The organism is Lelliottia jeotgali (genome assembly GCF_016771845.1).
Classification (GTDB): domain Bacteria; phylum Pseudomonadota; class Gammaproteobacteria; order Enterobacterales; family Enterobacteriaceae; genus Enterobacter; species Enterobacter jeotgali.
In genome coordinates this window covers 340,156-361,702 of the sequence record NZ_JAENMQ010000001.1, presented here as the reverse complement: position 1 = coordinate 361,702, position 21,547 = coordinate 340,156, and the positions used below count along the sequence as shown (strand labels likewise).

The 21,547-nt window shown below is 56.0% G+C and carries 18 protein-coding genes; 2 read left to right on the top strand and 16 right to left on the bottom strand.

Features of this window, described 5'->3' with window-relative positions:
* Positions 1 to 102: 102 nt before the first annotated feature.
* From narI to JBO43_RS01660, 6 genes are all read right to left on the bottom strand, one after another.
* Entirely contained in the window at positions 103 to 783 is a 681-nt protein-coding gene (gene narI / locus JBO43_RS01685; protein ID WP_095282082.1) for a respiratory nitrate reductase subunit gamma, read from the bottom strand.
* Entirely contained in the window at positions 780 to 1,475 is a 696-nt protein-coding gene (narW, locus tag JBO43_RS01680; protein WP_202673578.1) for a nitrate reductase molybdenum cofactor assembly chaperone, read from the bottom strand. The genes narI and narW overlap by 4 nt, the downstream gene beginning before the upstream one ends.
* Positions 1,475 to 3,019 (bottom strand): nitrate reductase subunit beta, encoded by a 1,545-nt coding sequence (gene narH, locus JBO43_RS01675; protein WP_202673577.1) that lies wholly within the window; start codon positions 3,017 to 3,019, stop codon positions 1,475 to 1,477. Before narH ends, narW begins: the two co-directional genes overlap by 1 nt.
* Positions 3,016 to 6,756 carry a nitrate reductase subunit alpha gene (locus JBO43_RS01670; protein ID WP_202673576.1) on the bottom strand — a complete coding sequence of 1,247 codons (3,741 nt, stop codon included), beginning with the start codon at positions 6,754 to 6,756 and terminating at the stop codon, positions 3,016 to 3,018. Before JBO43_RS01670 ends, narH begins: the two co-directional genes overlap by 4 nt.
* A 69-nt stretch (positions 6,757 to 6,825) precedes the next feature.
* Complete coding sequence (locus tag JBO43_RS01665) at positions 6,826 to 8,217, bottom strand: NarK family nitrate/nitrite MFS transporter (RefSeq protein ID WP_095282078.1); 1,392 nt, start codon at positions 8,215 to 8,217, stop codon at positions 6,826 to 6,828.
* A gap of 210 nt (positions 8,218 to 8,427) precedes the next feature.
* Positions 8,428 to 9,003 carry a TetR family transcriptional regulator gene (locus JBO43_RS01660; RefSeq protein WP_202673575.1) on the bottom strand — a complete coding sequence of 192 codons (576 nt, stop codon included), beginning with the start codon at positions 9,001 to 9,003 and terminating at the stop codon, positions 8,428 to 8,430.
* A gap of 115 nt (positions 9,004 to 9,118) precedes the next feature.
* Here JBO43_RS01660 and JBO43_RS01655 point away from each other — a divergent pair, with 115 nt between their 5' ends.
* Positions 9,119 to 10,606 (top strand): MFS transporter, encoded by a 1,488-nt coding sequence (locus JBO43_RS01655; RefSeq protein ID WP_202673574.1) that lies wholly within the window; start codon positions 9,119 to 9,121, stop codon positions 10,604 to 10,606.
* Between the two features lie 81 nt (positions 10,607 to 10,687).
* On the opposite strand, the gene JBO43_RS01650 is transcribed toward JBO43_RS01655, so the two are convergent.
* From JBO43_RS01650 to JBO43_RS01620, 7 genes are read right to left on the bottom strand one after another with little or no spacing between them, the layout of a single operon-like run.
* Positions 10,688 to 11,914 (bottom strand): Zn-dependent hydrolase, encoded by a 1,227-nt coding sequence (locus tag JBO43_RS01650; protein WP_202673573.1) that lies wholly within the window; start codon positions 11,912 to 11,914, stop codon positions 10,688 to 10,690.
* Positions 11,911 to 12,393, bottom strand: coding sequence for an L-2-amino-thiazoline-4-carboxylic acid hydrolase (locus JBO43_RS01645; protein WP_095282074.1), 483 nt, complete (start codon positions 12,391 to 12,393; stop codon positions 11,911 to 11,913). Before JBO43_RS01645 ends, JBO43_RS01650 begins: the two co-directional genes overlap by 4 nt.
* Positions 12,394 to 12,410: 17 nt before the next feature.
* Entirely contained in the window at positions 12,411 to 13,568 is a 1,158-nt protein-coding gene (locus tag JBO43_RS01640) for a branched-chain amino acid ABC transporter substrate-binding protein (protein ID WP_202673572.1), read from the bottom strand.
* A 28-nt stretch (positions 13,569 to 13,596) separates the two neighbouring features.
* The gene (locus tag JBO43_RS01635; RefSeq protein ID WP_095282072.1) at positions 13,597 to 14,316 is read right to left on the bottom strand and encodes an ABC transporter ATP-binding protein; all 720 of its coding nucleotides are present in this window, start codon (positions 14,314 to 14,316) and stop codon (positions 13,597 to 13,599) included.
* Positions 14,309 to 15,076, bottom strand: a complete 768-nt coding sequence (locus JBO43_RS01630; protein WP_202673571.1) for an ABC transporter ATP-binding protein — start codon at positions 15,074 to 15,076, stop codon at positions 14,309 to 14,311. The genes JBO43_RS01635 and JBO43_RS01630 overlap by 8 nt, the downstream gene beginning before the upstream one ends.
* Positions 15,073 to 16,179 carry a branched-chain amino acid ABC transporter permease gene (locus tag JBO43_RS01625; protein ID WP_095282070.1) on the bottom strand — a complete coding sequence of 369 codons (1,107 nt, stop codon included), beginning with the start codon at positions 16,177 to 16,179 and terminating at the stop codon, positions 15,073 to 15,075. The genes JBO43_RS01630 and JBO43_RS01625 overlap by 4 nt, the downstream gene beginning before the upstream one ends.
* Positions 16,180 to 16,187: 8 nt before the next feature.
* Complete coding sequence (locus JBO43_RS01620) at positions 16,188 to 17,138, bottom strand: branched-chain amino acid ABC transporter permease (RefSeq protein WP_202673570.1); 951 nt, start codon at positions 17,136 to 17,138, stop codon at positions 16,188 to 16,190.
* A 171-nt stretch (positions 17,139 to 17,309) separates the two neighbouring features.
* Between JBO43_RS01620 and JBO43_RS01615 the strand changes: the two genes are divergently transcribed.
* A complete protein-coding gene (locus JBO43_RS01615) occupies positions 17,310 to 18,248 on the top strand; it encodes a LysR substrate-binding domain-containing protein (RefSeq protein ID WP_095282068.1) in 939 nt (312 codons plus the stop codon).
* Here JBO43_RS01615 and JBO43_RS01610 read toward each other — a convergent pair.
* From JBO43_RS01610 to yddG, 3 genes are all read right to left on the bottom strand, one after another.
* On the bottom strand, positions 18,238 to 18,678 hold the full coding sequence (locus JBO43_RS01610; protein ID WP_202673569.1) for a GFA family protein: 441 nt from the start codon (positions 18,676 to 18,678) through the stop codon (positions 18,238 to 18,240). The two genes, JBO43_RS01615 and JBO43_RS01610, sit on opposite strands and share 11 nt — an antisense overlap.
* 80 nt (positions 18,679 to 18,758) lie before the next feature.
* Positions 18,759 to 19,838, bottom strand: coding sequence for a porin OmpC (gene ompC, locus JBO43_RS01605; RefSeq protein WP_095282066.1), 1,080 nt, complete (start codon positions 19,836 to 19,838; stop codon positions 18,759 to 18,761).
* A 609-nt stretch (positions 19,839 to 20,447) separates the two neighbouring features.
* Complete coding sequence (yddG, locus tag JBO43_RS01600; protein ID WP_202673568.1) at positions 20,448 to 21,326, bottom strand: aromatic amino acid DMT transporter YddG; 879 nt, start codon at positions 21,324 to 21,326, stop codon at positions 20,448 to 20,450.
* Positions 21,327 to 21,547: the final 221 nt, after the last annotated feature.

The following is a 21,547-nucleotide window of genomic DNA, read 5'->3' as shown; positions in this document are numbered from 1 at the left end:
ACGCCCGGTGGCGCTGCGCTTACCGGGCCTACAAAACCCAACAAACCAAACCCGATAAAACCTAAACCGTAGGCCGGATAAGCGCAGCGCCATCCGGCGCAATCAACGCCGCGATCTCACCACCTGATATCTGCGCGTCAAATACTCCACCGGCGCACTCCACACATGCACCAGACGGGTGAACGGGAACAGCAGGAAGATGGTCATGCCGAGCACCAGATGTACGCGGAAAATGTAGGCCACGCCATCGAGATGTGCCGACGCCCCGCCGTGGAACGTCACCACCGCCTGCGCCCAGTCGACCAGTTTCAACATTTCACTCCCATCCGGATGTTGCGCGGAGAACGGAATCGTCGCCAGACCGAGAATACACTGGATGAGCAGCACGCAGAGGATCAGAATATCCGCCGTCGAAGAGGTCGCGCGGATGCGCGGATTGGTTAGACGTCGCACCAGCAGCCCCGCGCCACCGACCAGCGTCAGCACGCCGCACACCCCGCCGAGGATCATCGCCATCAGCTGTTTTTGCGACATTGGCAGGAACCATGAATAGACCCAGTGCGGTGTCAGCATCCCGAAGGCGTGGCCGAAAAAGATCCCCAGAATGCCGATGTGAAACAAATTCGACCACAGCACCATGCCGCGTTTATCCAGCATCTGGCTGGACGACGCCCGCCAGGTGTACTGCCCGTAATCGTAGCGCAACCAGCTTCCCAGCAGGAACACCGTCCCGCACAGATACGGGTAGATATCGTAAAAGAAGACGTTCAGATAGTGCATCATTTCGGGCCTCCGGCGCTGACGTCCACGTACTGCGGCGCGACGTCCTGACTAAAGCGTCGTTGATATTGCTGCATCGGCGAGCTGTCGCAGGCCGTGGCGTTGTCCTCGATAAACTTCACCTGTTCCTCTTCCCAGACGGCATCCAGTGCCTGACGAGTGTCATCCCGCTGTTCAGTCGCGACCTGCTTGGTGACGCTGTCACTTGTTAGCTTACTGGCCGCAAGCGCCAGCAGGGCGTCGAACAGCTGATACTGCGGGACACTGCGCTGTTTGAGTCGTCCGCCGATCAGCGCCAGAATCGGCGCGACGTTTTGTAAGCCTTCGCGTGCCTCGGCGTCCGTTACGAGGCTCAAATATTCCAGATACAGCGGCAGATAGTCCGGCAGCTCGCGGCAGTCGAGGGCTAAACCGGCTTTCTCGTACTGGCCCATTAAATCCACCATCGCCTGGCCGCGATCGCGGGACTCAGCGTGAACATGCTCGAACAGCAGCAGCGACGTCGCTCGCCCGCGCTCAAATACTTCACACCATTGCGCCTGTTGATCCAGCAGCGCCGCGTCAAGATACTGCTGCGCAAAGGGCAGCAACTGCGGAGCATCCTGGGCAATCAGGGAAAGGGCTTCATCGCGGCTTTCCCACAGCGCCTCGTCGGGATATTCAATGAGCAGGGCGATAATTTTCAAAATTCGCATTACTCTCCCTCCCCGTGTTCACGCACCTCGGAAATATTGATGGCGTCAATGCGCTGGCTGTTAAACAGATTGAATTTGGTGTCCGAACCGTGGCAACCGTCGCCGAAGGTAAAGCCGCAGCCGTTTTTCTCCGGGAAGGCATCGGCAGCCATTTCACGGTGGCTGGTTGGGATCACGAAGCGGTCTTCGTAGTTGGCGATCGCCAGGTAGCGGTACATCTCTTCCACCTGTTCCACGGTCAGGCCGACTTCGTCGATAGCGCGGGTATCGGTCACGCCTTCCACGGTTTGCGAGCGTTTGTAGTGGCGCATCGCCATCATGCGTTTCAGGGCACGCAACACCGGGCCGGTATCGCCCGCGCTGAGCATATTCGCCAGATACTGCACCGGAATGCGCAGGCTTTCGACAGCAGGCAGAATGCTGTCGGTCTGCGGCAGACCACCGGCGTCGGCGTAAGACTGAATCGGCGACAATGGCGGAACATACCAGACCATCGGCAGGGTGCGGTATTCCGGGTGCAGCGGCAGGGCTAACTTCCAGTCCATCGCCATTTTGTAGACCGGAGAACGCTGGGCCGCGTCGATCACGTTCTGCGCAATTCCCTGTTTCAGCGCTTCCTCAATTACCGCCGGATCGTTCGGATTCAGGAACACGTCGCACTGACGCTCGTACAGATCCGTTTCATGCTCGGTACTTGCTGCTTCTTCAATGCGATCTGCGTCGTAGAGCAGCACGCCAAGATAGCGAATGCGTCCGACGCAGGTTTCTGAGCACACGGTGGGCTGGCCGGATTCAATGCGCGGATAGCAGAAGATGCATTTTTCCGACTTGCCGCTCTTCCAGTTGAAGTAGATTTTTTTGTACGGACAGCCGCTGATGCACATGCGCCAGCCGCGGCATTTGTCCTGGTCGATCAGCACGATGCCGTCTTCTTCACGTTTGTAGATAGCCCCGCTTGGGCAGGTGGCGACGCAGCTTGGGTTCAGGCAGTGTTCGCACAGTCGCGGGAGATACATCATGAAGGTGTTTTCGAACTGGCCGTACATCTCCTTTTGCATCTTGTCGAAGTTACGGTCGCGGGCGCGTTTTTCGAATTCGCCGCCGAGCAGTTCGTCCCAGTTGGGACCGCCGACAATTTTATCCATCCGTTTGCCGCTGATAAGCGATCGCGGGCGTGCTGTCGGCAGGTGATCGCCCTCTGGCGCACGGTGCAGATCCTGATAGTCAAAGGTGAAGGGTTCGTAATAGTCATCAATGCCCGGCAGCGACGGGTTGGCGAAGATTTTGGACAGCACGCCCACACGTCCACCGAGGCGTGGCGTAAGTTTCCCGGTGATACTGCGCACCCAGCCGCCTTGTCCTTCTTCCTGATCTTCCCAGTTTTTCGGGTAGCCGATGCCCGGCTTGGTTTCGACGTTGTTAAACCACGCATATTCCATGCCTTCGCGCCCGGTCCAGACGTTTTTGCACGTCACCGAGCAGGTGTGACATCCAATGCATTTATCGAGATTCAGTACCATGCCGACCTGTGAGCGTATTTTCATTTTTTCGCCTCCTGTACCTGATCCCGACCTTCGCCATCCAGCCAGTTAATGTTTTTCATCTTGCGGATCATGATGAACTCGTCGCGGTTCGAGCCGACGGTGCCGTAATAGTTAAAGCTGTAGGCCAACTGCGCGTAGCCGCCAATCATGTGCGTCGGTTTTGGACAAACGCGGGTGACGGAGTTGTGAATGCCGCCGCGCCGTCCGGTCACTTCCGATCCCGGTATGTTCAGAATGCGCTCCTGAGCGTGATACATCATGGTCATGCCCGGCGGCACGCGCTGGCTGACAACCGCGCGTGCGGTGAGGGCGCCGTTAGCGTTGAACGCTTCGATCCAGTCGTTATCCTCAATTTCCAGCTCTTTGGCGTCCGCTTCGCTTACCCACACAATCGGGCCGCCGCGCGACAGGGTCTGCATCAGCAGGTTTTCGCTGTAAGTGGAGTGAATGCCCCATTTCTGGTGCGGCGTGAGGAAGTTCAGCGCTTTTTCCGGGAAGCCGTTCGGCGGAATTTCGCGCATGTGCGTCACGCTGCGGGTGTCGATCGGCGGACGATAGGCCACCAGACTTTCACCGAAGGCACGCATCCACTGGTGATCCTGATACAACTGCTGACGGCCCGACAGGGTGCGCCACGGGATCAGCTCGTGAACGTTGGTGTAGCCGGCGTTATAGGAAACATGCTCGCTCTCAATGCCGGACCAGGTTGGGCTGGAGATGATCTTGCGCGGCTGGGCCTGGATATCGCGGAAACGAATCTTCTCGTCTTCTTTGTTGATCGCCAGATGGGTATGGTCGCGCCCGGTAAACTCGCCGAGGGCTTTCCAGGCTTTGACCGCCACATGGCCGTTGGTTTCCGGGGCAAGCGACAGGATCACCTCTGAGGCGTCGATCGCCGTATCAATCAGCGGGCGTCCTTTACACGGCCCGTCGAGCTTGACGTAATTCAGCTTGCCGAGGAAATCGATCTCTTCCTGAGTGTTCCAGGAAATACCTTTCCCGCCGTTGCCGAGCTTGTCCATCAGCGGGCCGAGCGAGGTAAAACGCTCGTACGTTTCTGGATAATTGCGCTCGATGACGGCGATATTCGGCGCGGTTTTGCCGGGGATCAAATCGCATTCCCCTTTGCGCCAGTCCTGAATATCAAACGGCTGCGACAGTTCCGCCGGGGAGTCGTGCTGCAACGGTTGCAGCACCACGTCTGTTTCCGTACCCAGATGGCCAACGCACACTTCAGAAAACACTTTGGCGATGCCTTTGTAGATATCCCAGTCGCTGCGCGATTCCCAGGCGGGGTCGACGGCGGCCGAGAGCGGGTGAATAAACGGATGCATATCCGAGGTATTCATATCGTCTTTCTCGTACCAGGTGGCGGTTGGCAGAACGATATCCGAGAACAGACAGGTGCTGGACATGCGGAAATCAAGCGTTACCAGCAGGTCGAGCTTGCCTTCGATGGCGGCGGTTTGCCATTCCACCTCTTCCGGTTTGACGTCGTCGGTTGAACCGAGATCGTCGCCCTGAATACCGTTTTCCGTCCCGAGCAGATATTTGAGCATGTACTCGTGGCCTTTCCCGGACGAACCGAGCAGGTTCGAGCGCCAGACGAAGAGATTACGCGGGTGGTTTTTGCCGTTATCCGGCTGTTCGCAGGCAAAACGCAGATCGCCTGATTTCAGCGCCTGTACGGTATATTCCTGCGGCGACATCCCTGCGGCATCGGCGCGGGCTTTGATGTGCAGCGGGTTGAGCGACAATTGTGGGGCGGACGGCAGCCAGCCCATGCGTTCGGCACGCACATTAAAGTCGATCAGATGGCCGGTGAATTTCGACGAATCCGCCAGCGGGGAGAGCAGCTCCTGCGCGGTGAGTTTCTCGTAGCGCCACTGGCTGGCGTGGTTGTAGAAGAACGAGGTGCTGTTCATCTGGCGCGGCGGGCGGTTCCAGTCGAGGGCAAACGCCAGCGGTAGCCAGCCGGTTTGTGGGCGCAGCTTTTCCTGGCCGACATAGTGCGACCAGCCGCCGCCACTTTTACCGACGCAGCCGCAGAACACCAGCATGTTGATCATTCCACGGTAGTTCATGTCCATGTGATACCAGTGGTTCACACCCGCACCCAGAATGATCATCGAACGGCCGTGAGTTTTATTGGCGGTATCCGCAAACTCACGGGCGATTTGTTCGATGTGACGCCGCGGCACACCGGTGATCTGCTCGCCCCAGGCCGGAGAGTAGGCTTTGATTTCGGCATAATCCTGAACGGCATTTTCATCATTCAGCCCGCGATCTAAACCGTAGTTCGCCAGAATCAGATCGTACACGCTGGCGACCTGCTGCTGACGGCCATCGGCCAGGGTGAGGGTTTTGGACGGCACTTTGCGGATAAGCACCGGGTCTTGCTTCACGCTGCGAAAATGCGGGTTTTCGTTGCCGCCGAAATAGGGGAATGCGACATTCGCCACCTGATCGTGGGTGATGAGCAGGGAGAGCGTCAGCTCAGTTTCCTGGCCTGCCGCCAGCGGTTCAAGGTTCCATTTGCCTTTTTCGCCCCAACGGAAACCAATCGAACCGTTTGGCGCGACCAGGCCACCGGCGATATCAAACGCCACGGTTTTCCATTCAGGATTATTTTCCTCGCCCAGCCCGTCGGCCAGATCCGAGGCGCGCAGCATCCGGCCAGGTACCAGGCTGCCGTCTTCACGCGCATCGAGCATCACCAGCATCGGCATGTCGGTGTAGCGGCGGCAATAGTTGAGGAAGTATTCACTGGGTTTATCGAGGTGAAATTCTTTGAGGATTACGTGGCCCATCGCCATCGCCAGCGCGCTGTCGGTGCCTTGCTTCGGCGCCAGCCACTGATCGCTCAGTTTGGCGACTTCCGAAAAGTCCGGGGTGATGGCGATGGTTTTGGTGCCTTTGTAGCGCACTTCAGTGAAGAAATGCGCGTCCGGGGTCCGCGTTTGTGGCACGTTCGAGCCCCAGGCGATGATGTAGCTGGAGTTGTACCAGTCGGCGGATTCCGGCACGTCGGTCTGCTCGCCCCAGGTCATCGGCGAGGCGGGCGGCAGGTCGCAGTACCAGTCATAAAAACTCAGACAGGTTCCGCCGAGCAGCGACAGATAACGCGTCCCGGCGGCGTAAGAGACCATCGACATCGCGGGGATTGGCGAGAATCCGGCGACGCGGTCCGGGCCATAATTTTTTATCGTCCAGACGTTGGCGGCGGCAATCAGCTGATTCAGCTCTTTCCAGTTCGAGCGAATAAATCCGCCGTGACCACGCGCTTTTTTGTAGCTGTTGGTTTTTTGCGGATCGCTCATGATGGCGTTCCACGCCAGTACCGGATCGCTGTGCTGGCCCAGCGCTTCGCGCCACAGTTCGATTAATTTGCGTCGCACCAGGGGATATTTTAGGCGGTTGGCGCTGTACAGATACCAGGAGTAGCTCGCCCCGCGTGGGCAGCCACGCGGTTCATGGTTGGGCAAGTCGGGGCGGGTGCGGGGATAGTCGGTCTGCTGCGTTTCCCAGGTCACGAGGCCGTTTTTGACGTAAATCTTCCAGCTACACGAGCCGGTACAGTTCACGCCGTGGGTGGATCGCACAATTTTGTCGTACTGCCAGCGCTGGCGATAGCTGTCTTCCCAGTCGCGGTTGGTGTGCATCACCTGACCGTGCCCGTCGGCGAAGGTTTCGCCTTTTTGTTTGAAATAACGGAAGCGATCCAACAATTTACTCATGACGTTTCTCCTGACGGGGCGACGCCCACCCCGTGGTTACACTGCTCACAAATGTGTCGATCTGAATAGTTATGATTTGACGTGTTTTTGACGGCGGCCATAGACCAGCCAGGTGACAAACACGCAGACGATATAAAACACGAGGAATACTTTCATTGCGCCGACGGGCGAACCGGTCAACGCCAGCGAGGTGCCGAACGCTTTTGGAATGAAGAAGCCGCCTACGGCACCGATGGCGGAGATAAATCCAAGCGCCGCAGCGGTATCGGAAACGGCTTCCTGCTGGGCTTGTTCTTCGGTGCCGCCGTGCAGTTTCACCTTGTAGATGGTTATCTGGCGGAAGATGACGGCAATCATCTGGAAGGTCGAGCCGCTGCCTAAACCGGCCGTCAGGAACAGGCCCATAAATACCAGATAAAAGGCGGTAAAGTTCCCGGAACCAGAGCCAGGAAGTGTCAGAAACAGCAGGGCGCTGAAGACAGCCATCAGGATAAAGTTGACCAGCGTCACGCGCACGCCGCCGAGTTTGTCCGACACCACGCCACCCGCCGAGCGCGCCAGCGCGCCAATTAACGGACCGAAGAAGGCGAGGTGGAGAATGTTCACATCCGGAAACTGCGTTTTGGCGAGCATGGCAAAGCCCGCCGAAAAGCCGATAAACGAGCCGAATGTCGCCAGATAGAGCAGGCTCAGCAGCCACAGGTGTGGCTGTTTCAGTACCGGCAACTGGCTGGCAATGGACGCTTTCGAACTGGCAATATCGTTCATGCCGAAAAAGGCGGCGAGAGTCGCAATCAGCAACAGAGGCGCCCAAATCCACGCGGCATTGGCAAGCGACAGCACCGAGCCGTCCTCCTGCGGTACGCCGTGGACGCCGAGAAACGCAAACATCGGCAGGAAAATCACCGCCGGGGCGACCATCTGCATCACGCTGACGCCCAGATTGCCCAGCCCGCCGTTAATCCCGAGTGCGCTGCCTTGTTTGGCTTTCGGGAAGAAGAAACTGATGTTGCCCATGCTGGATGCAAAGTTTGCTCCGGCAAATCCGCACAGCAGGGCTATGGTGATAAACACCCAGTACGGCGTGGCACTGTTTTGCACCGCAATCCCCAGCCACACGCAGGGAACAATCAATATCACGGTGCTGAATATTGTCCAGTAACGGCCACCAAATATCGGCACCATAAAGGAATAGGGGACGCGTAATATTGCACCAGAGAGGGAAGGTAAAGCGGTTAACATGAAAAGCTGATCTGTTGTGAAATTAAACCCGACTTTATTAAGATTGACCGCAATAGCGCTAAATAACATCCACACGCAAAAGGCCAGTAGCAGACATGCAACAGATATACAAAGATTCCGTCGCGCGATGTGTTTGCCTTTATTCTCCCAAAATGCCGCGTTTTCAGGTTTCCAGTTATTTAAAAGATAATGATTATTCTTCTCACTTTTTGGTGACATATCGCCCTCGTACTTACCCGTAAAATACAGAAAAGAGAAGTGAAAACAGTCAGATGGCTGACGTTATGCGATTAAGATTTTTGGAATTTTTCAGATGCTTCTGAAAGGATAGATAAGAAAGCGAATCCCTGAGTTTGAGAGGGGGAATATGATCCGCTTTATGTGTTACTAATTGTAAAAAAATCGGTTTTAAATACTCAGTAAGGAGTATTAAAACAATTCCAGTGAGATTAATTTATCAAGATGTTTATTAAACGCAGCATCATCCATTTCTGGCATATTTAACACGTAGATACCATCAAGTCCGCAGACTAAACCAATCAATCTCCAGGCAATATTTTCTGCGCGATCGGAGAGGGTAAATGCCTTAGCCGCTACACCTGCGTTAATGATGGAGACGGTTTCCAGATGCCACATTTCCATCGTCAGGATATAGGCACTTTTAATATCAGGGTCACGACTTGCCAAAATTTGCGCTTCACGCCACAGACGAATGTAAGGCTCAAACGCGCCGTCATCGCTGCCGAGGATCGCATGCAGGCGCTGTCGCCAGTCTGCATTTTCGCCCACCACTTCTGCATCGAGTAAATCACGAATCAGACGTACGAACGCCAGTGATTTAAGCTCACCGGCGCTGGCAAAATGGTGATGCACCTGCCCGGTGGCGACTCCAGCTTCGCTGGCAATGCGCCGGACCGTCATGGTGTTAAAACCTTCGCTTAATGCGACGCGCATTGCAGCCTGCAGGATATCTTCCCGCCGTTCGTCCTTGCTCAAATAGCTCATTTCTGTTCACTCTTAATGACAATGCAACGAGTGTAACAAAAAGCTGGACACGCGTTCAACTTTCCGTAGGATCGCATTCTGGACACGTGTCCAGATTAAGGTGAAAGGGAAATTTATGTTTCAAAGGTGGTTAGCGTTAGTGATTATCGTGCTGGTCTATATCCCAGTCGCGATTGACGCAACGGTACTGCATGTCGCCGCACCGACGCTGAGTATGACGCTCGGTGCCAGTGGTAACGAATTGCTGTGGATTATTGATATTTACTCGCTGGTGATGGCGGGTATGGTGCTGCCGATGGGCGCGCTCGGGGATCGCATTGGCTTTAAAAAGCTTCTGATGCTCGGCAGCTTTTTATTTGGCCTGTCGTCCCTGGCCGCGGCGTTTGCGCCGTCCGCTGCCTGGCTGATTGCCGCACGCGCGTCGCTGGCGATTGGCGCGGCGATGATCATCCCGGCGACGCTGGCGGGCATTCGCACGCTGTTTGTCGAGGCGCGACACCGCAATATCGCATTAGGCGTTTGGGCGGCTGTGGGCTCAGGCGGGGCGGCATTTGGCCCGCTGGTCGGTGGTTTGCTGCTGGAGCATTTCTACTGGGGTTCGGTGTTTTTGATCAACGTGCCGATCGTTGTCGTGGTAGTCGCCCTGGCCGCGCGCTTTGTACCGAAACAGCAGGGACGCCCGGAACAAACGCTGAATATTTCTCATGCCCTGATGCTGATCGTGGCGATTTTGCTGCTGGTGTATAGCGCCAAAACGGCACTCAAAGGCACGCTTTCGCCTGCGATCGTAGCGGGAACACTGGTAACCGGCGCAGTGCTGCTGTTTATCTTCGTGCGCATCCAGCTGCGAGCGCGCGAGCCGATGATCGACATGCGCCTGTTCTGCCACCGCATTATTTTGAGCGGTGTAGTGATGGCCATGACCGCGATGATCGCCCTGGTCGGATTCGAACTGCTGATGGCGCAGGAGCTGCAGTTTGTGCACGGCTTTACGCCGTTTGAGGCGGGCATGTTTATGCTGCCGCTGATGGTCGCCAGCGGATTCAGCGGGCCGATTGCCGGTGTGCTGGTGGGGAAACTCGGATTGCGACTGGTCGCGGCGGGCGGTATGGGATTGAGCGCGGTGAGTTTTATCGGGCTGTCGATGCTCGATTTCAGCACCCAGCAGTGGCAGGCGTGGAGCCTGATGGTTCTGCTTGGGTTCAGCGCCGCAAGCGCATTGCTGGCCTCAACCGCTGCGATTATGGCGGCGGCTCCGAAAGAAAAAGCGGCGGCGGCAGGGGCTATCGAAACGATGTCCTACGAATTAGGCGCTGGGCTTGGGATCGCCATTTTCGGACTGCTGCTCACCCGCAGTTTTTCGGCGTCCATCGAATTGCCGCAGGGGTTGAATGCGACGCTTGCCGACAAAGCCTCGTCGTCGATTGGTGAAGCGGTGAAGGTTGCGCAGGATCTCTCGCCAGCGCTGGCAGAAGCAACCATTCAGGCCGCGAAAACAGCATTCACCACTTCGCACAGCGTCGCGCTCGGCAGCGCGGGTGCGATGCTGCTGATACTGGCGACCGGAATTTGGTTTAGTCTGGCGAAGGTGGAGCAGAGGTAACAGAAAGCCTGGTGGCGCTGCGCTTACCAGGCCTACAAAGTGCACCCAACCCGTAGGCCGGATAAGCGCAGCGCATCCGGCTTATTTTTCGAGTGCCGCACTCAACACGCTGTGCAGCAGCACATTTGCCCCTTTCTCTGACCACTCGGGCAGAATATTTTCTGCCTCATTGTGGCTGATGCCTTTTTCGCACGGAATAAAGATCATGCTTGCCGGGGCGATTTTGCTGATATAGCAGGTGTCGTGGCCAGCGCCGGAAACCATCGGCTTAGACGAGTAGCCCAGCGCTTTAACGGCTTTTTCACTGCGCGCCAGGCAGGCATCATCAAAAACAATCGGCGCGTAATCAAAAACCCGCTCCACGTTTGCCATAACGCCGCGCGTAGAAAGCCCTTCAGCGGCTTCACGCAGCGCGATTTCCATTGCTTCCAGCACCTCACTTTGTGGATGACGAAACTCCACGCTGCACACCACGCGCGAGGGCACGACATTGCGCGAGTTAGGTGTGATTTGCGCCATGCCGATGGTCGCGCGTCCGTCAGGTTGGTGCTGATAGCCAATTTCTTCCACCATCAGCGCCAGTTCGGCGAAAGCGGTTAAGGCGTCGCGGCGACTGTGCATCGGCGTGGTTCCGGCGTGGGCGGCAAAACCGTCAATTGTCAGGGTGAACCAACGCTGGCCCATTGCGGCACGAACCAGTCCGATGTCGATAGCCTCATCTTCCAGAATCGGGCCTTGCTCGATATGCAGCTCATAGCAGGCGTGAACGGGAAATGCGCGAGCAGGCAGCGTGCCGCGATAGCCGATGGCATCCAGCGCTTCACCTACCGTTACGCCTGCGTTATCGGCGCGCGCGAGGGCGTACTCTTCGCTAAACTGCCCGGACCAGACGCCGGAGGCCAGCATCGCAGGCGCGAAGCGTGCGCCTTCTTCATTGGTCCAGTTTACCAGCACGATATCGCGCTCGGTTTCAACGCTGTTGTCGTTGAGCGTGCGCAACACTTCTAGCCCGGCCAGCACGCCGTAGATCCCGTCGTAATTACCGCCGAGCGGCTGAGAGTCAACGTGCGATCCGGTCATCACCGGCGGCAGGGCGCGGTTTTTCCCGGCGCGGCGGATAAACATATTGCCCATGCTGTCGACGTCACAGGTGAAACCTGCTTCCAGCGCCCAGTCGCGCAGCAGATTGCGCGCGATCCGATCCTCTTCACTGAGGGCCAGACGCGTTACACCACCGGCGGGCGTGCCGCCGATCTGCGCCATCATCGAAAGCGTGGACCACAGACGCGGGGCATCGATACGAATCATGCTTTGTCCTTTTTGGTGTGATAACGGAAATCGCAGCATTTTCCGCCCTGCATGATGGTGGTGGTGCGCGTCAGTTCGACGTCCGGCGCGTAGCCGACGATGAACTTCTCATCGCGTGCGCACGACAGTAAGTGGCCAATCTCGCCCAATCCCATCTCGTGATACATCTCAGCGTAGCGACAGCGTGTCACGTTGTAGTTGTACTGCTGGTCGTCGGCGTCGATCACTTTTACGTCCAGCGCGTTGTCTTTTTCCCAGAGATATTGCAGGGCGATAAAGCTCTTCACATCCGCGCCGTTCGGCTCCTGACGGGCAAAATGCGCCCCGGCGTCAATCGCCGCCTGTTCGATAGCTTCACCTATCACCGCCTGGGCGCGGGTTTTCCCTATCTCGCGCACCAGGATCTCGTAAATGGGTTTAATAATTTCTGCTTCTATTTTTCGGCGGGCGAGAATGCCCAGCTCATTGTTATCACTCATCACATTGCCTCACTGCGTTACTTCGTTTTTGCGCCGCCCAGAACGGTTTGCGGCTGCCATTTCCCGTCGACAACTTTATAGACGGTAAAGGACGGGGATTTCAGGTTGCCCTGATCGTCAAAGGCTATCTGACCTGTGACGCCGGAATAACTGATGGCGCGCAGGGCGGGCAGATACTCGGACGGATCGACGGAGTTAGATTTTTCCATCGCCGCGACCAGCACGCGGGTGGCGTCATAGGCGAACGGCGCGTGCAGTTCGATATGGGTGTGGTAGCGGGACTGATACGCCTGCTCGAACGCTTTTCCGCCCGGCATTTGATCAACCGGCAGACCCGGTTCCAGCGCGACAACACCTTCACCTTCTTTCTGCGCCAGCTGCAGGAAGGTCTGGCTGACGAAGCCGCCCGCGCCCATCAGCGTGGCGTTCATGTTCAGCTGCTTGATACGACGCGCCAGCGGAGCAGCCTGGCTGTCCACGCCGCCGAAGAACACCAGATCGGCGTTTTTGCTGCGAATGGCGGTTAGTACGGCGCTAAAGTCGACAGTTTTGTCGTCAACGTACTGGCGGTCGACGATTTTCACGCCCTGAGCTTCCAGCGATTTGATAAATTCATCTGCCAGACCCTGCCCGAAAGCGGTACGGTCGTCGATCACGGCGATGCGTTTGGCTTTCAGCGTTTTCACCGCATACTCGCCCGCGAACTGGCCGCCGTCATCGTCGTGGCCCATCACGCGGAAACTGGTGTCAAAGCCCTGTTTGGTGTACGCGTGACCGGTGGCGACGGGCGCGACCTGGGCGATCCCGGCATCGTGATAAACACGCGCCGCCGGAATGCTGGTCCCGGTGTTCCAGTGGCCGACCACGCCAGCCACACCGCTGTCGACCAGACGCTGAGCTACGGCCACGGCGGTGCGCGGATCGGACTGATCATCTTCGGACTGCAGTTTGAACGTCACTGCTTTGCCGCCGATGGTCGGGTGTTGTTTGTTGATGTCGTCGATCGCCAGCTGTGCGCCGTTCTCCAGATCTTTGCCGATTCGCGCAGAAGGGCCGGTAAGCGGGCCTGCCAGGCCGATAATTACCGTTTCACTGTCCGCGGCCCATGAGGCGGATGAGGCAAAACCACTGAGCAGAAACGCGGCGCTGAGCGCACTGATTTTTAAGGTTTTCATTATAATTTCCCTGGTGTTGGTTGGTGTGTTAAACGGGCATTTCGCCCAAATAAATCTGTGCAATTTGGTCGTCATCGAGCAGCGCTTTTGATTCGCCGTGATGCACGATGCTGCCGCTGTCCATCACCCAGGCCTGGTCCGTGACTTCCAGCGCCAGCCGGGCGTTTTGTTCGATCAGCAGCAGGGCCACGCCGCGTTCGCGCAGCCCTTTAATCACCTGAAAAATGTTCTCAACCATTTTCGGGGCCAGTCCCATCGATGGCTCGTCGAGTATCAGCAGACGCGGGCGGCTGAGCAGGGCGCGGTTTAGCGCCAGCAGCTGTTGTTCGCCGCCGGAAAGCAGCCCGGCGAGCTGATGCTGACGTTCGCCGAGGCGCGGGAAACGGTCGAAAATCTCGTCCATTTCGCTTTTAATGGTGACAGTGTCACGCCGAAGCCAGGCCCCCATCTGTAAGTTTTCCAGCACCGTCATGCGCGCGAAGATGCCGCGACCTTCCGGGACCATCACCAGCCCGTCGCGCAGTAAAGCTTCGGCTTTACGTTTGCGCACCGGTTGACCGTTAAATTCGATATTTCCGCCGAAGTTTTCCAGCCCGGTAATGGCGCGAACGGTGGAGCTTTTGCCCGCGCCGTTAGCGCCGATTAGCGTTGCCTGTTCGCCTTCTTGCAGGGTAAACGAGACATCGCGCACCGCCTGAATGCCGCCGTAATGCACGTCCAGACGATCGACTTTGAGTAATTCAGACATGGACGTTGCCTCCCAGCCAGGCGGCGATCACCGCCGGGTCACGTCGAACGGTGTCGGGCGTGCCGACCGCCAGCGTTTTGCCGTAATCCAGGACTGTCAGACGATCGCAAATGCCCATCACCAGTTTGACGTCATGTTCAATCATCAGCAGAGTTTTGCCGTCATCGCGAATACGTGTGAGCAGTTCACCGAGCGCATTTTTCTCGGCGGCATTCATGCCTGCAGCCGGTTCGTCGAGCGCTAACAGCAGCGGGTCGGTCGCCAGCGCGCGGGCGATTTCCAGCCGACGCTGATGGCCGTAAGCCAGGTCGCAGGCGCGATAGTGAGCAAATTTGGCAATGCCGGTGTACACCAGCCAGTGCCAGGCCAGTTCGCGAGTTTGCGCCTCTTCCGCGCGGGCGCGTTTATGGCGAGATAATGCTGCCCAGAGTCCGTTGCGGGTGCGCACGTGGCGGCCTACCATCACGTTTTCCAGCACCGACATCTCATTAAACAGACGCACATTCTGGAAGGTGCGGGCGATGCCAGCAGCAGTGACTTTGTCGATCTGCTTCGGGAAATAGGGCTTATCGGCAATCGAAAACTCGCCGCTGTCTGCCGGGTAGAGGCCAGTGATCAGGTTAAAGCAGGTGGTTTTGCCTGCGCCGTTCGGGCCGATCAGACCGTAGATTTCACCTTTGTTGATCGAGAGCGAAACATCGTCAACGGCGGTCAGACCGCCAAAGCGTTTAGACATATTGCGCACGATTAACAGGCTCATGCGTTGACCTCCTTGTGGCGTACTGGCCAGATCCCGGCGGGGCGCAGGAGCATCACAAGTACCAGGGCCAGTCCGTAGAACAGCTGGCGCAGAATTTCCGGGTCGATCAGCACAGTGCCAAACAGCGCTTGCTGAACAGGTGCCGCCTGGCTGCGCAGGATTTCTGGCAGGGCGGTTAGCAGTACCGCGCCGAGGATCACCCCTGGGATGTGGCCCATTCCGCCGAGCACCACCATTGCCAGCACCGCAATCGACTCCTGTAACGTGAAGGATTCCGGGGATACGAAGCCCTGGAAAGCACCGAACAGCGCGCCCGCCACGCCGCCAAAAGAAGCGCCCATCGCAAAGGCCAGCAGTTTGTAGTTGCGTATATTGATGCCCATCGCGCGAGCCACGTCTTCATCTTCACGAATCGCATGCCACGCCCGGCCAATGCGCGAGTGTTGCAGGCGCAGACAGACGAAAATGATCAGCACGATCACCAGCATCAGCAGGTAGTACCACAGCCACAGGGCCGGGACCTTCATGCCAAACCAGTGATACACGCCGCTAAATTTCAGGCCAAACAGATTGAGCGTGTCGACGCCGGTAATGCCTTTCGCGCCGTTGGTGATATTCACCGGGCGGTCGAGGTTGCGCATCAGAATGCGGATGATCTCCCCGAAACCGAGCGTGACAATCGCCAGATAGTCGCCGCGCAGTTTCAGCGTCGGTGCGCCGAGGATAATGCCGCACACCGCCGCGACCAGCGCCGCAAGCGGAATAATCAGCAGATACGAGGTGTGCAGCCCGTCCGGGAACCAGACGCTGAGGATCGGGAAGACCTCCAGCAGATGCGGTGACGCCAGCAGCGCCGCGAGATACGCGCCGACGGCGTAAAAGGCGATGAAGCCCATATCCAGCAGGCCGGTATAACCGACGACGATGTTCAGCCCCAGTGCCAGCATGATGTACAGCAGTGCGAAATCGATGACGCGCACCCAGTAGTTGCCGCCGAGTTGGCTGGCGACTATCGGCGCAATCAGCAGGGCGATAACGAATAGCGTCATACCGGGCCAGAAGCGGCGCGTAGAAACAGGAGCCTGTAGTGATGTGGTTGTCATAGTATCCCTTACGCCCTGTGCGCCACGCGTTCACCCAGCAAACCTGCCGGACGGAACACCAGTACCAGAATCAGCACGATGAACGCGAAGACGTCCTGGTAGTTACTCCCGAACACGCCGTTCGTCAGCTCACCCAGATACCCCGCGCCCAGCGCTTCAATGATCCCAAGCAAAATCCCGCCGATCATTGCCCCGCGAATATTGCCGATGCCGCCTAAAACAGCGGCGGTAAAGGCTTTAATGCCGGGCAGAAAGCCCATAGAGAAACTGGCGTTGCCGTAGTTGCTGGCCATCATCACCCCCGCGAGCGCGGCAAAAATACCGCCAATGGCAAAGGTGAGCGTGATAATGGCGTTGGGGTTGACGCCCATCAGCGTCGCGACGCGTGGGTTTTCGGCCACCGCGCGCATTCCACGACCTAATCGGGTGTATTCCACCAGCAGCCACAGTCCTGTCATCACTATCAGCGCCAGCGACACGGTGACGATACCCGTCACGGTGATAATGGCCGGGGGATGGTCTGCGCTGCCGGCGGTGACAGCAATGGCGTCCATCGGCAGGATTTGCGGAAACATCAGCGGGTTGCGGGTCCAGATGATCATGGACACGGTTTGCAGGAGCACGGATACGCCGATCCCGGAGATCAGCGGTGCCAGACGCGGGGCGTTGCGCAGGCGACGATAGGCGAAGCGTTCTACCGCCATTGCCAGCAGGGCGCAGACGGCCATCGCAATAACCAGCGCAAAACCGAGCTGCAACAGCTGCGGCATGTGCGGGAAAATACCGTTCAGCGCGTTGAGGGCCGACAGCGTGGTAAGCGCGCCGACCATGAGAATATCGCCGTGGGCAAAGTTAATAATGCGCAAAATGCCATACACCATCGTATAGCCCAGCGCGATCAGCGCGTAGATGCTGCCCAGCATCACGCCATTGATCAGTTGTTGTATCAGTGTGTCCAACGTGGTTACCCAACAGATTGCTCTTTCAGCGGGTAACATCCGATAATTGAATTAAATTGTAAAATACGCATATATTATTTCTTATGATATTTCGAGATTGATTTATCACGATGATTTTAAACAAAATAGTAAAACATCACCTGAGCGAAATGACGCCACTGAAATCAACATATGAATAAAACAGAACAATCACATGCGTTGCCTGCCTATGCGGAAAGCCGTCTGGCGAACGATCCACCCCTGCGGGCCGTGCGCGCCTTCGAAGCGATCGCCCGGCTAGGGAGCGTGACGCAGGCGGCACAGGAAATGGCGATTTCACCGTCTGCTGTCAGCCATCAGCTCAAAGTGCTGGAAGGCTATTTGCAAATGCCGCTCACCGAGCGCCAGGGGCGCAGGCTGATTTTGAGCCAGCAGGGGCGTGACTATTACCGCTCAATCCGCGCGGCCTTTAACGTTCTGCGCCAGGCCACAGAGCATCTTGTTGAACAGGCACAGACGCGGCAGGTGACGATAAGCCTGATCCCGCTGTTCGGCATGGGCTGGTTTATTCCACGTTTGCCCGCGTTTATGCGCGCCAACCCGCAAACGGAAATCAACGTGGTGTACGCCAACCATCGTAACTATCTTAGCGATGCGTCGGATATGTCGATTAGATTTGGCAACGGTCAGTGGGCGGGATATCAGAGCGAAAAACTGATTTCCGGGCAGATGGTGCCGGTATGCAGCCGGGCGTTTCTGCGCGTTCACGGGCTTCTGGATACGCCGGAACAGCTGCTGCAAATGCCGCTCTTACACGACGAAGAGCGCACCACCTGGCAGCAGTGGTTTATCCAGCAGGGCGTGAAACGTCCACCGCGCAAGAGCGGCCCGCTGTTTGAAGATGGATTGCTGACGCTGGCGGGCGTGCAGGCCGGACTGGGCTGCGCGCTGATGCGCGAGCCGCTTATCGCGCCCTATCTGGAGAGCGGCGAGCTGGTGAAAATCTTCGATGCGCCCATCGATGACGGGCGCGACTATTATCTGTGCGTCCGTCAGGATTCGGATATGACCGAGGATGGCAAGTTGTTGCAGGCATGGCTCAGGCGCGCGGCGGGTAGCGCTACGTTGTGAATGAGCAGCTTTTATCCAGCGCTTCGATCTCGGTCCCGCTGAATCGGGCGTATTGTCCTGTGAGTCGCCAGAAAGCCGGCTGTGTTTCGGTATAAATCTCGGCGGCCAGCACCAGTCGACGACGTTCATCTTCGCTGAGATCCAGCAGCGTCCAGGGGACAAAATAACGTCCGGAGGGCGTTAACTCGAACCAGAGTGGACAACCGCATCCGGGACAGAACCAGCGCTCTCCGCGCGAAGAAGAGGAAAAGTGCGAAGGGGCGATCGAACCTTGCTCAACGGTAGGTTCACCCTGAGTTTCCAGATACATGGCAATTCCGCCCGACCATTTCTGGCAGTTGGTACAGTGGCAGGCATACACATCGAGCGCATCGATGTTGACGCTAAACTGGCTCATCCCACACAAGCAGCGTCCGGTATAGAGGTGCATGGCGTACTCCTTTATCACGCCAGGTGACTGCGATAAAAAAAGCCAGCCGCGAAGGGCTGGCCTTTTTAACTGACAAAATCTTAGAACTGGTAGGTCAGACCCAGTGCAACGATGTTGTCGGTGCTTACACCAGCAGCTTTGGTGAAGGCATTGTCATCAACCAGGTTGATTTTGTAGTCAACGTAGGTGGACATGTTTTTGTTGAAGTAGTAAACGGTACCCACTTCAATGTATTTCACCAGATCCTGGTCGCCGTAAGAATTGATGTCTTTACCTTTGGACTGCAGGTAAGCGACGGAAGGACGCAGACCGAAGTCGAACTGGTACTGTGCAACCGCTTCGAAGTTCTGAGTTTTGTTCGCAATGTAACCTTTACCGAAGTTGGTCATGTTGCGGGTTTCAGAGTAGGTAGTTGCCAGGTAGATGTTGTTCGCGTCATATTTCAGGCCAGCAGCCCAAACTTCTGCGTTTTCGCCGCCTGCGTTCAGGTCGTTCAGCGCTGCTGCACGAACCTGGTTGTCAGTACGGTCAGATTTCGCATAGGTAGCACCCACGCCGAAACCGTCCATTTCATAGGTAGAAGACAGACCCCAGCCATCGCCGTTCGCGGTGGTGATATCACGGTCGTCGTTTTTACCCTGGTACTGTGCTGCAAAGTTCAGACCATCAACCAGACCGAAGAAGTCTGCGTTACGGTAAGTTGCAACACCAGTAGTACGGCCAGTCATGAAGCCGTCAGTCTGAGTCCAAGTGTCTCCGCCGTATTCTGGCAGAACGTCGGTCCATGCGCCGATGTCGTAAGCAACACCGTAGTTACGACCGTAGTCGAAAGAACCAAATTCGTTGAATTTCAGGCCCGCGAACGCCAGACGGGTTTTGTTGCCTTTGTCGCCGTTGGATTCGTCGTTGTTGCCTTTGAACTCATATTCCCACTGACCGTAGCCGGTCATCTGGTCGTTGATCTGAGTTTCACCTTTGAAGCCCAGACGCACGTAAGTTTTGTCGCCGTCGTTGCCAGCGTCATCAGAGAAATAGTGCAGACCTGTTACTTTACCGTACAGATCCAGCTTGTTACCGTCTTTGTTATAAATCTCAGCCGCGTTCACCGCGCCTGCTGCCAACAGGGTAGTCACTGCCACTGCAACTAATTTAAGTTTCATTTTAATAATCCTTATAATTTTCTTTGGGCATTTCCTGAGCCATTAATAAACGATTTCTAAACGAGGTCGTTCGTCAATGGCATGCTATTTTTAAGAATCTTGTAGTCTCATTTCAATAATAAGTTTCAAGTTATTGCTGATAATTTCAATTAGTGTGACGTGCGTCCAATAAAATGGCCGATATTTGGCAGGATTGATTAATTGTTATTCGGGTATTGAGTATTTACTTAATTTTATAATTACCCTTCATATAGTTTGATCGGGTTTTTATTATTATAGGTGATTATCAAGTATATCCGATTGAATACTGGCTTCTAAAACGCAAAATCAAATAGTTAGCCAGCTTTTGAGCTGATTCAGGACAGAAATGCTGAAATATTTACACATAAACTATTGTGGCGATGGCTATATCGGCAGGGATTATTAGAGCGTAATTAGTTCCGCTGCGTTGTCAGTTTATGTCAATCAGAATGTAAGAAGAAGTTACGAAGGGCACAATATAAACAGAATATAAATGTAAACACGATGTAAAAAACAAAATATCTGATGTCGGATCACATTTTATTTATGCAGGATGAATAACAGGGGGTATTTCCCCCTGAATCGGGTTTATTTTCGGGTGGCATACCAGCACAGTAACGACCCTGCGCACACCATCAACGCCCCTTGCCAGAAGGCAAAGGAGAGCGGGGCGTTCAGCAGAACGGCGGCCAGGGCGGCAGACAGTACCGGGGTGAAATAAGAGACTGTGGCCAGCACGGAGACATTTCCGTGCAAAATGCCAATATTCCACGAAGCGTAGCCGAAACCGAGCGCAATTCCGCACATCACCAGTTTAATGACCACCGGTACGCTGAAGACCATTTCCGGTTGATCGCTGAACAGATATTTCATCCACAGCGACAGCGCAGTCAGCAAAACGAACAGCGTAATACCGTTCTGTCCTTTGGCATATTTACTGGTCACCGTGCAGTAAGCCGCCCAGATAAAGGCCCCAGCAAATGCCAGTCCATAGCTCAGCGGATTAGAGATAATATTGGCGGTTATTTCAGCAAGATGCAGACCATTCTCACCGCCTAATACCCAGCAAACACCGAGCAGGGCGATCAGTAAGCCAGGGATAATCCACAGGTTCGATTTTTGACCATTAAACAAAATGGCGAACACAATCGTCAGACTCGGCCAGAGATAATTCACCATCCCCACTTCAATCGCCTGATGGCGGGTGCTGGCATATCCGAGCGAAAGCGCCAGGCATATTTCGTAGCTCACAAACAGGACGCTGCCCGCAATAAGATAGCGCGTTGAGAAGCGTCTGATATCCGGAAATCCAACGGTGATAAAACAGAGTAAACCGCTGAGAGTGTAGATCATTGCCGCACCACCGACAGGCCCCAGTCCTTCGCTCACACCGCGAATTAAACCTACCATCGTGCTCCACAGCATAATCGCCGCGAGGCCAATCAATGTTGCTCTTTTTCTGTCCATTTTTATCCCAATGCCATCGAAATCCAGGGGCAATTTTATAGCACTCTTTCAGGCGCTTTCGCGAATCAAACTACAAACGGTTAACCCCAAAGGATTAAGCAAAGCCGCCAGGGAGGACTATTAAGGGGGCGAAGATCGTGGACATTGATTTGACGCAAAAAAATCAGGGGCTTTGCTGCTAGTTTCCCCCGCGAAGTCTCCTGAACAGAACGAGGACAATA

Bases quoted from the DNA above. Each gene is read 5' to 3' on its own strand.
- JBO43_RS01625 (WP_095282070.1), bottom strand. From the start codon at position 16,179: ATGACAACCACATCACTACAGGCTCCTGTTTCTACGCGCCGCTTCTGG.
- narI (WP_095282082.1), bottom strand. From the start codon at position 783: ATGATGCACTATCTGAACGTCTTCTTTTACGATATCTACCCGTATCTG.
- JBO43_RS01645 (WP_095282074.1), bottom strand. From the start codon at position 12,393: ATGAGTGATAACAATGAGCTGGGCATTCTCGCCCGCCGAAAAATAGAA.
- JBO43_RS01665 (WP_095282078.1), bottom strand. From the start codon at position 8,217: ATGTCACCAAAAAGTGAGAAGAATAATCATTATCTTTTAAATAACTGG.
- JBO43_RS01635 (WP_095282072.1), bottom strand. From the start codon at position 14,316: ATGTCTGAATTACTCAAAGTCGATCGTCTGGACGTGCATTACGGCGGC.
- JBO43_RS01655 (WP_202673574.1), top strand. From the start codon at position 9,119: ATGTTTCAAAGGTGGTTAGCGTTAGTGATTATCGTGCTGGTCTATATC.
- JBO43_RS01640 (WP_202673572.1), bottom strand. From the start codon at position 13,568: ATGAAAACCTTAAAAATCAGTGCGCTCAGCGCCGCGTTTCTGCTCAGT.
- yddG (WP_202673568.1), bottom strand. From the start codon at position 21,326: ATGGACAGAAAAAGAGCAACATTGATTGGCCTCGCGGCGATTATGCTG.
- JBO43_RS01650 (WP_202673573.1), bottom strand. From the start codon at position 11,914: ATGATTCGTATCGATGCCCCGCGTCTGTGGTCCACGCTTTCGATGATG.
- narH (WP_202673577.1), bottom strand. From the start codon at position 3,019: ATGAAAATACGCTCACAGGTCGGCATGGTACTGAATCTCGATAAATGC.
- JBO43_RS01615 (WP_095282068.1), top strand. From the start codon at position 17,310: ATGAATAAAACAGAACAATCACATGCGTTGCCTGCCTATGCGGAAAGC.
- narW (WP_202673578.1), bottom strand. From the start codon at position 1,475: ATGCGAATTTTGAAAATTATCGCCCTGCTCATTGAATATCCCGACGAG.
- JBO43_RS01610 (WP_202673569.1), bottom strand. From the start codon at position 18,678: ATGCACCTCTATACCGGACGCTGCTTGTGTGGGATGAGCCAGTTTAGC.
- JBO43_RS01630 (WP_202673571.1), bottom strand. From the start codon at position 15,076: ATGAGCCTGTTAATCGTGCGCAATATGTCTAAACGCTTTGGCGGTCTG.
- ompC (WP_095282066.1), bottom strand. From the start codon at position 19,838: ATGAAACTTAAATTAGTTGCAGTGGCAGTGACTACCCTGTTGGCAGCA.
- JBO43_RS01670 (WP_202673576.1), bottom strand. From the start codon at position 6,756: ATGAGTAAATTGTTGGATCGCTTCCGTTATTTCAAACAAAAAGGCGAA.
- JBO43_RS01660 (WP_202673575.1), bottom strand. From the start codon at position 9,003: ATGAGCTATTTGAGCAAGGACGAACGGCGGGAAGATATCCTGCAGGCT.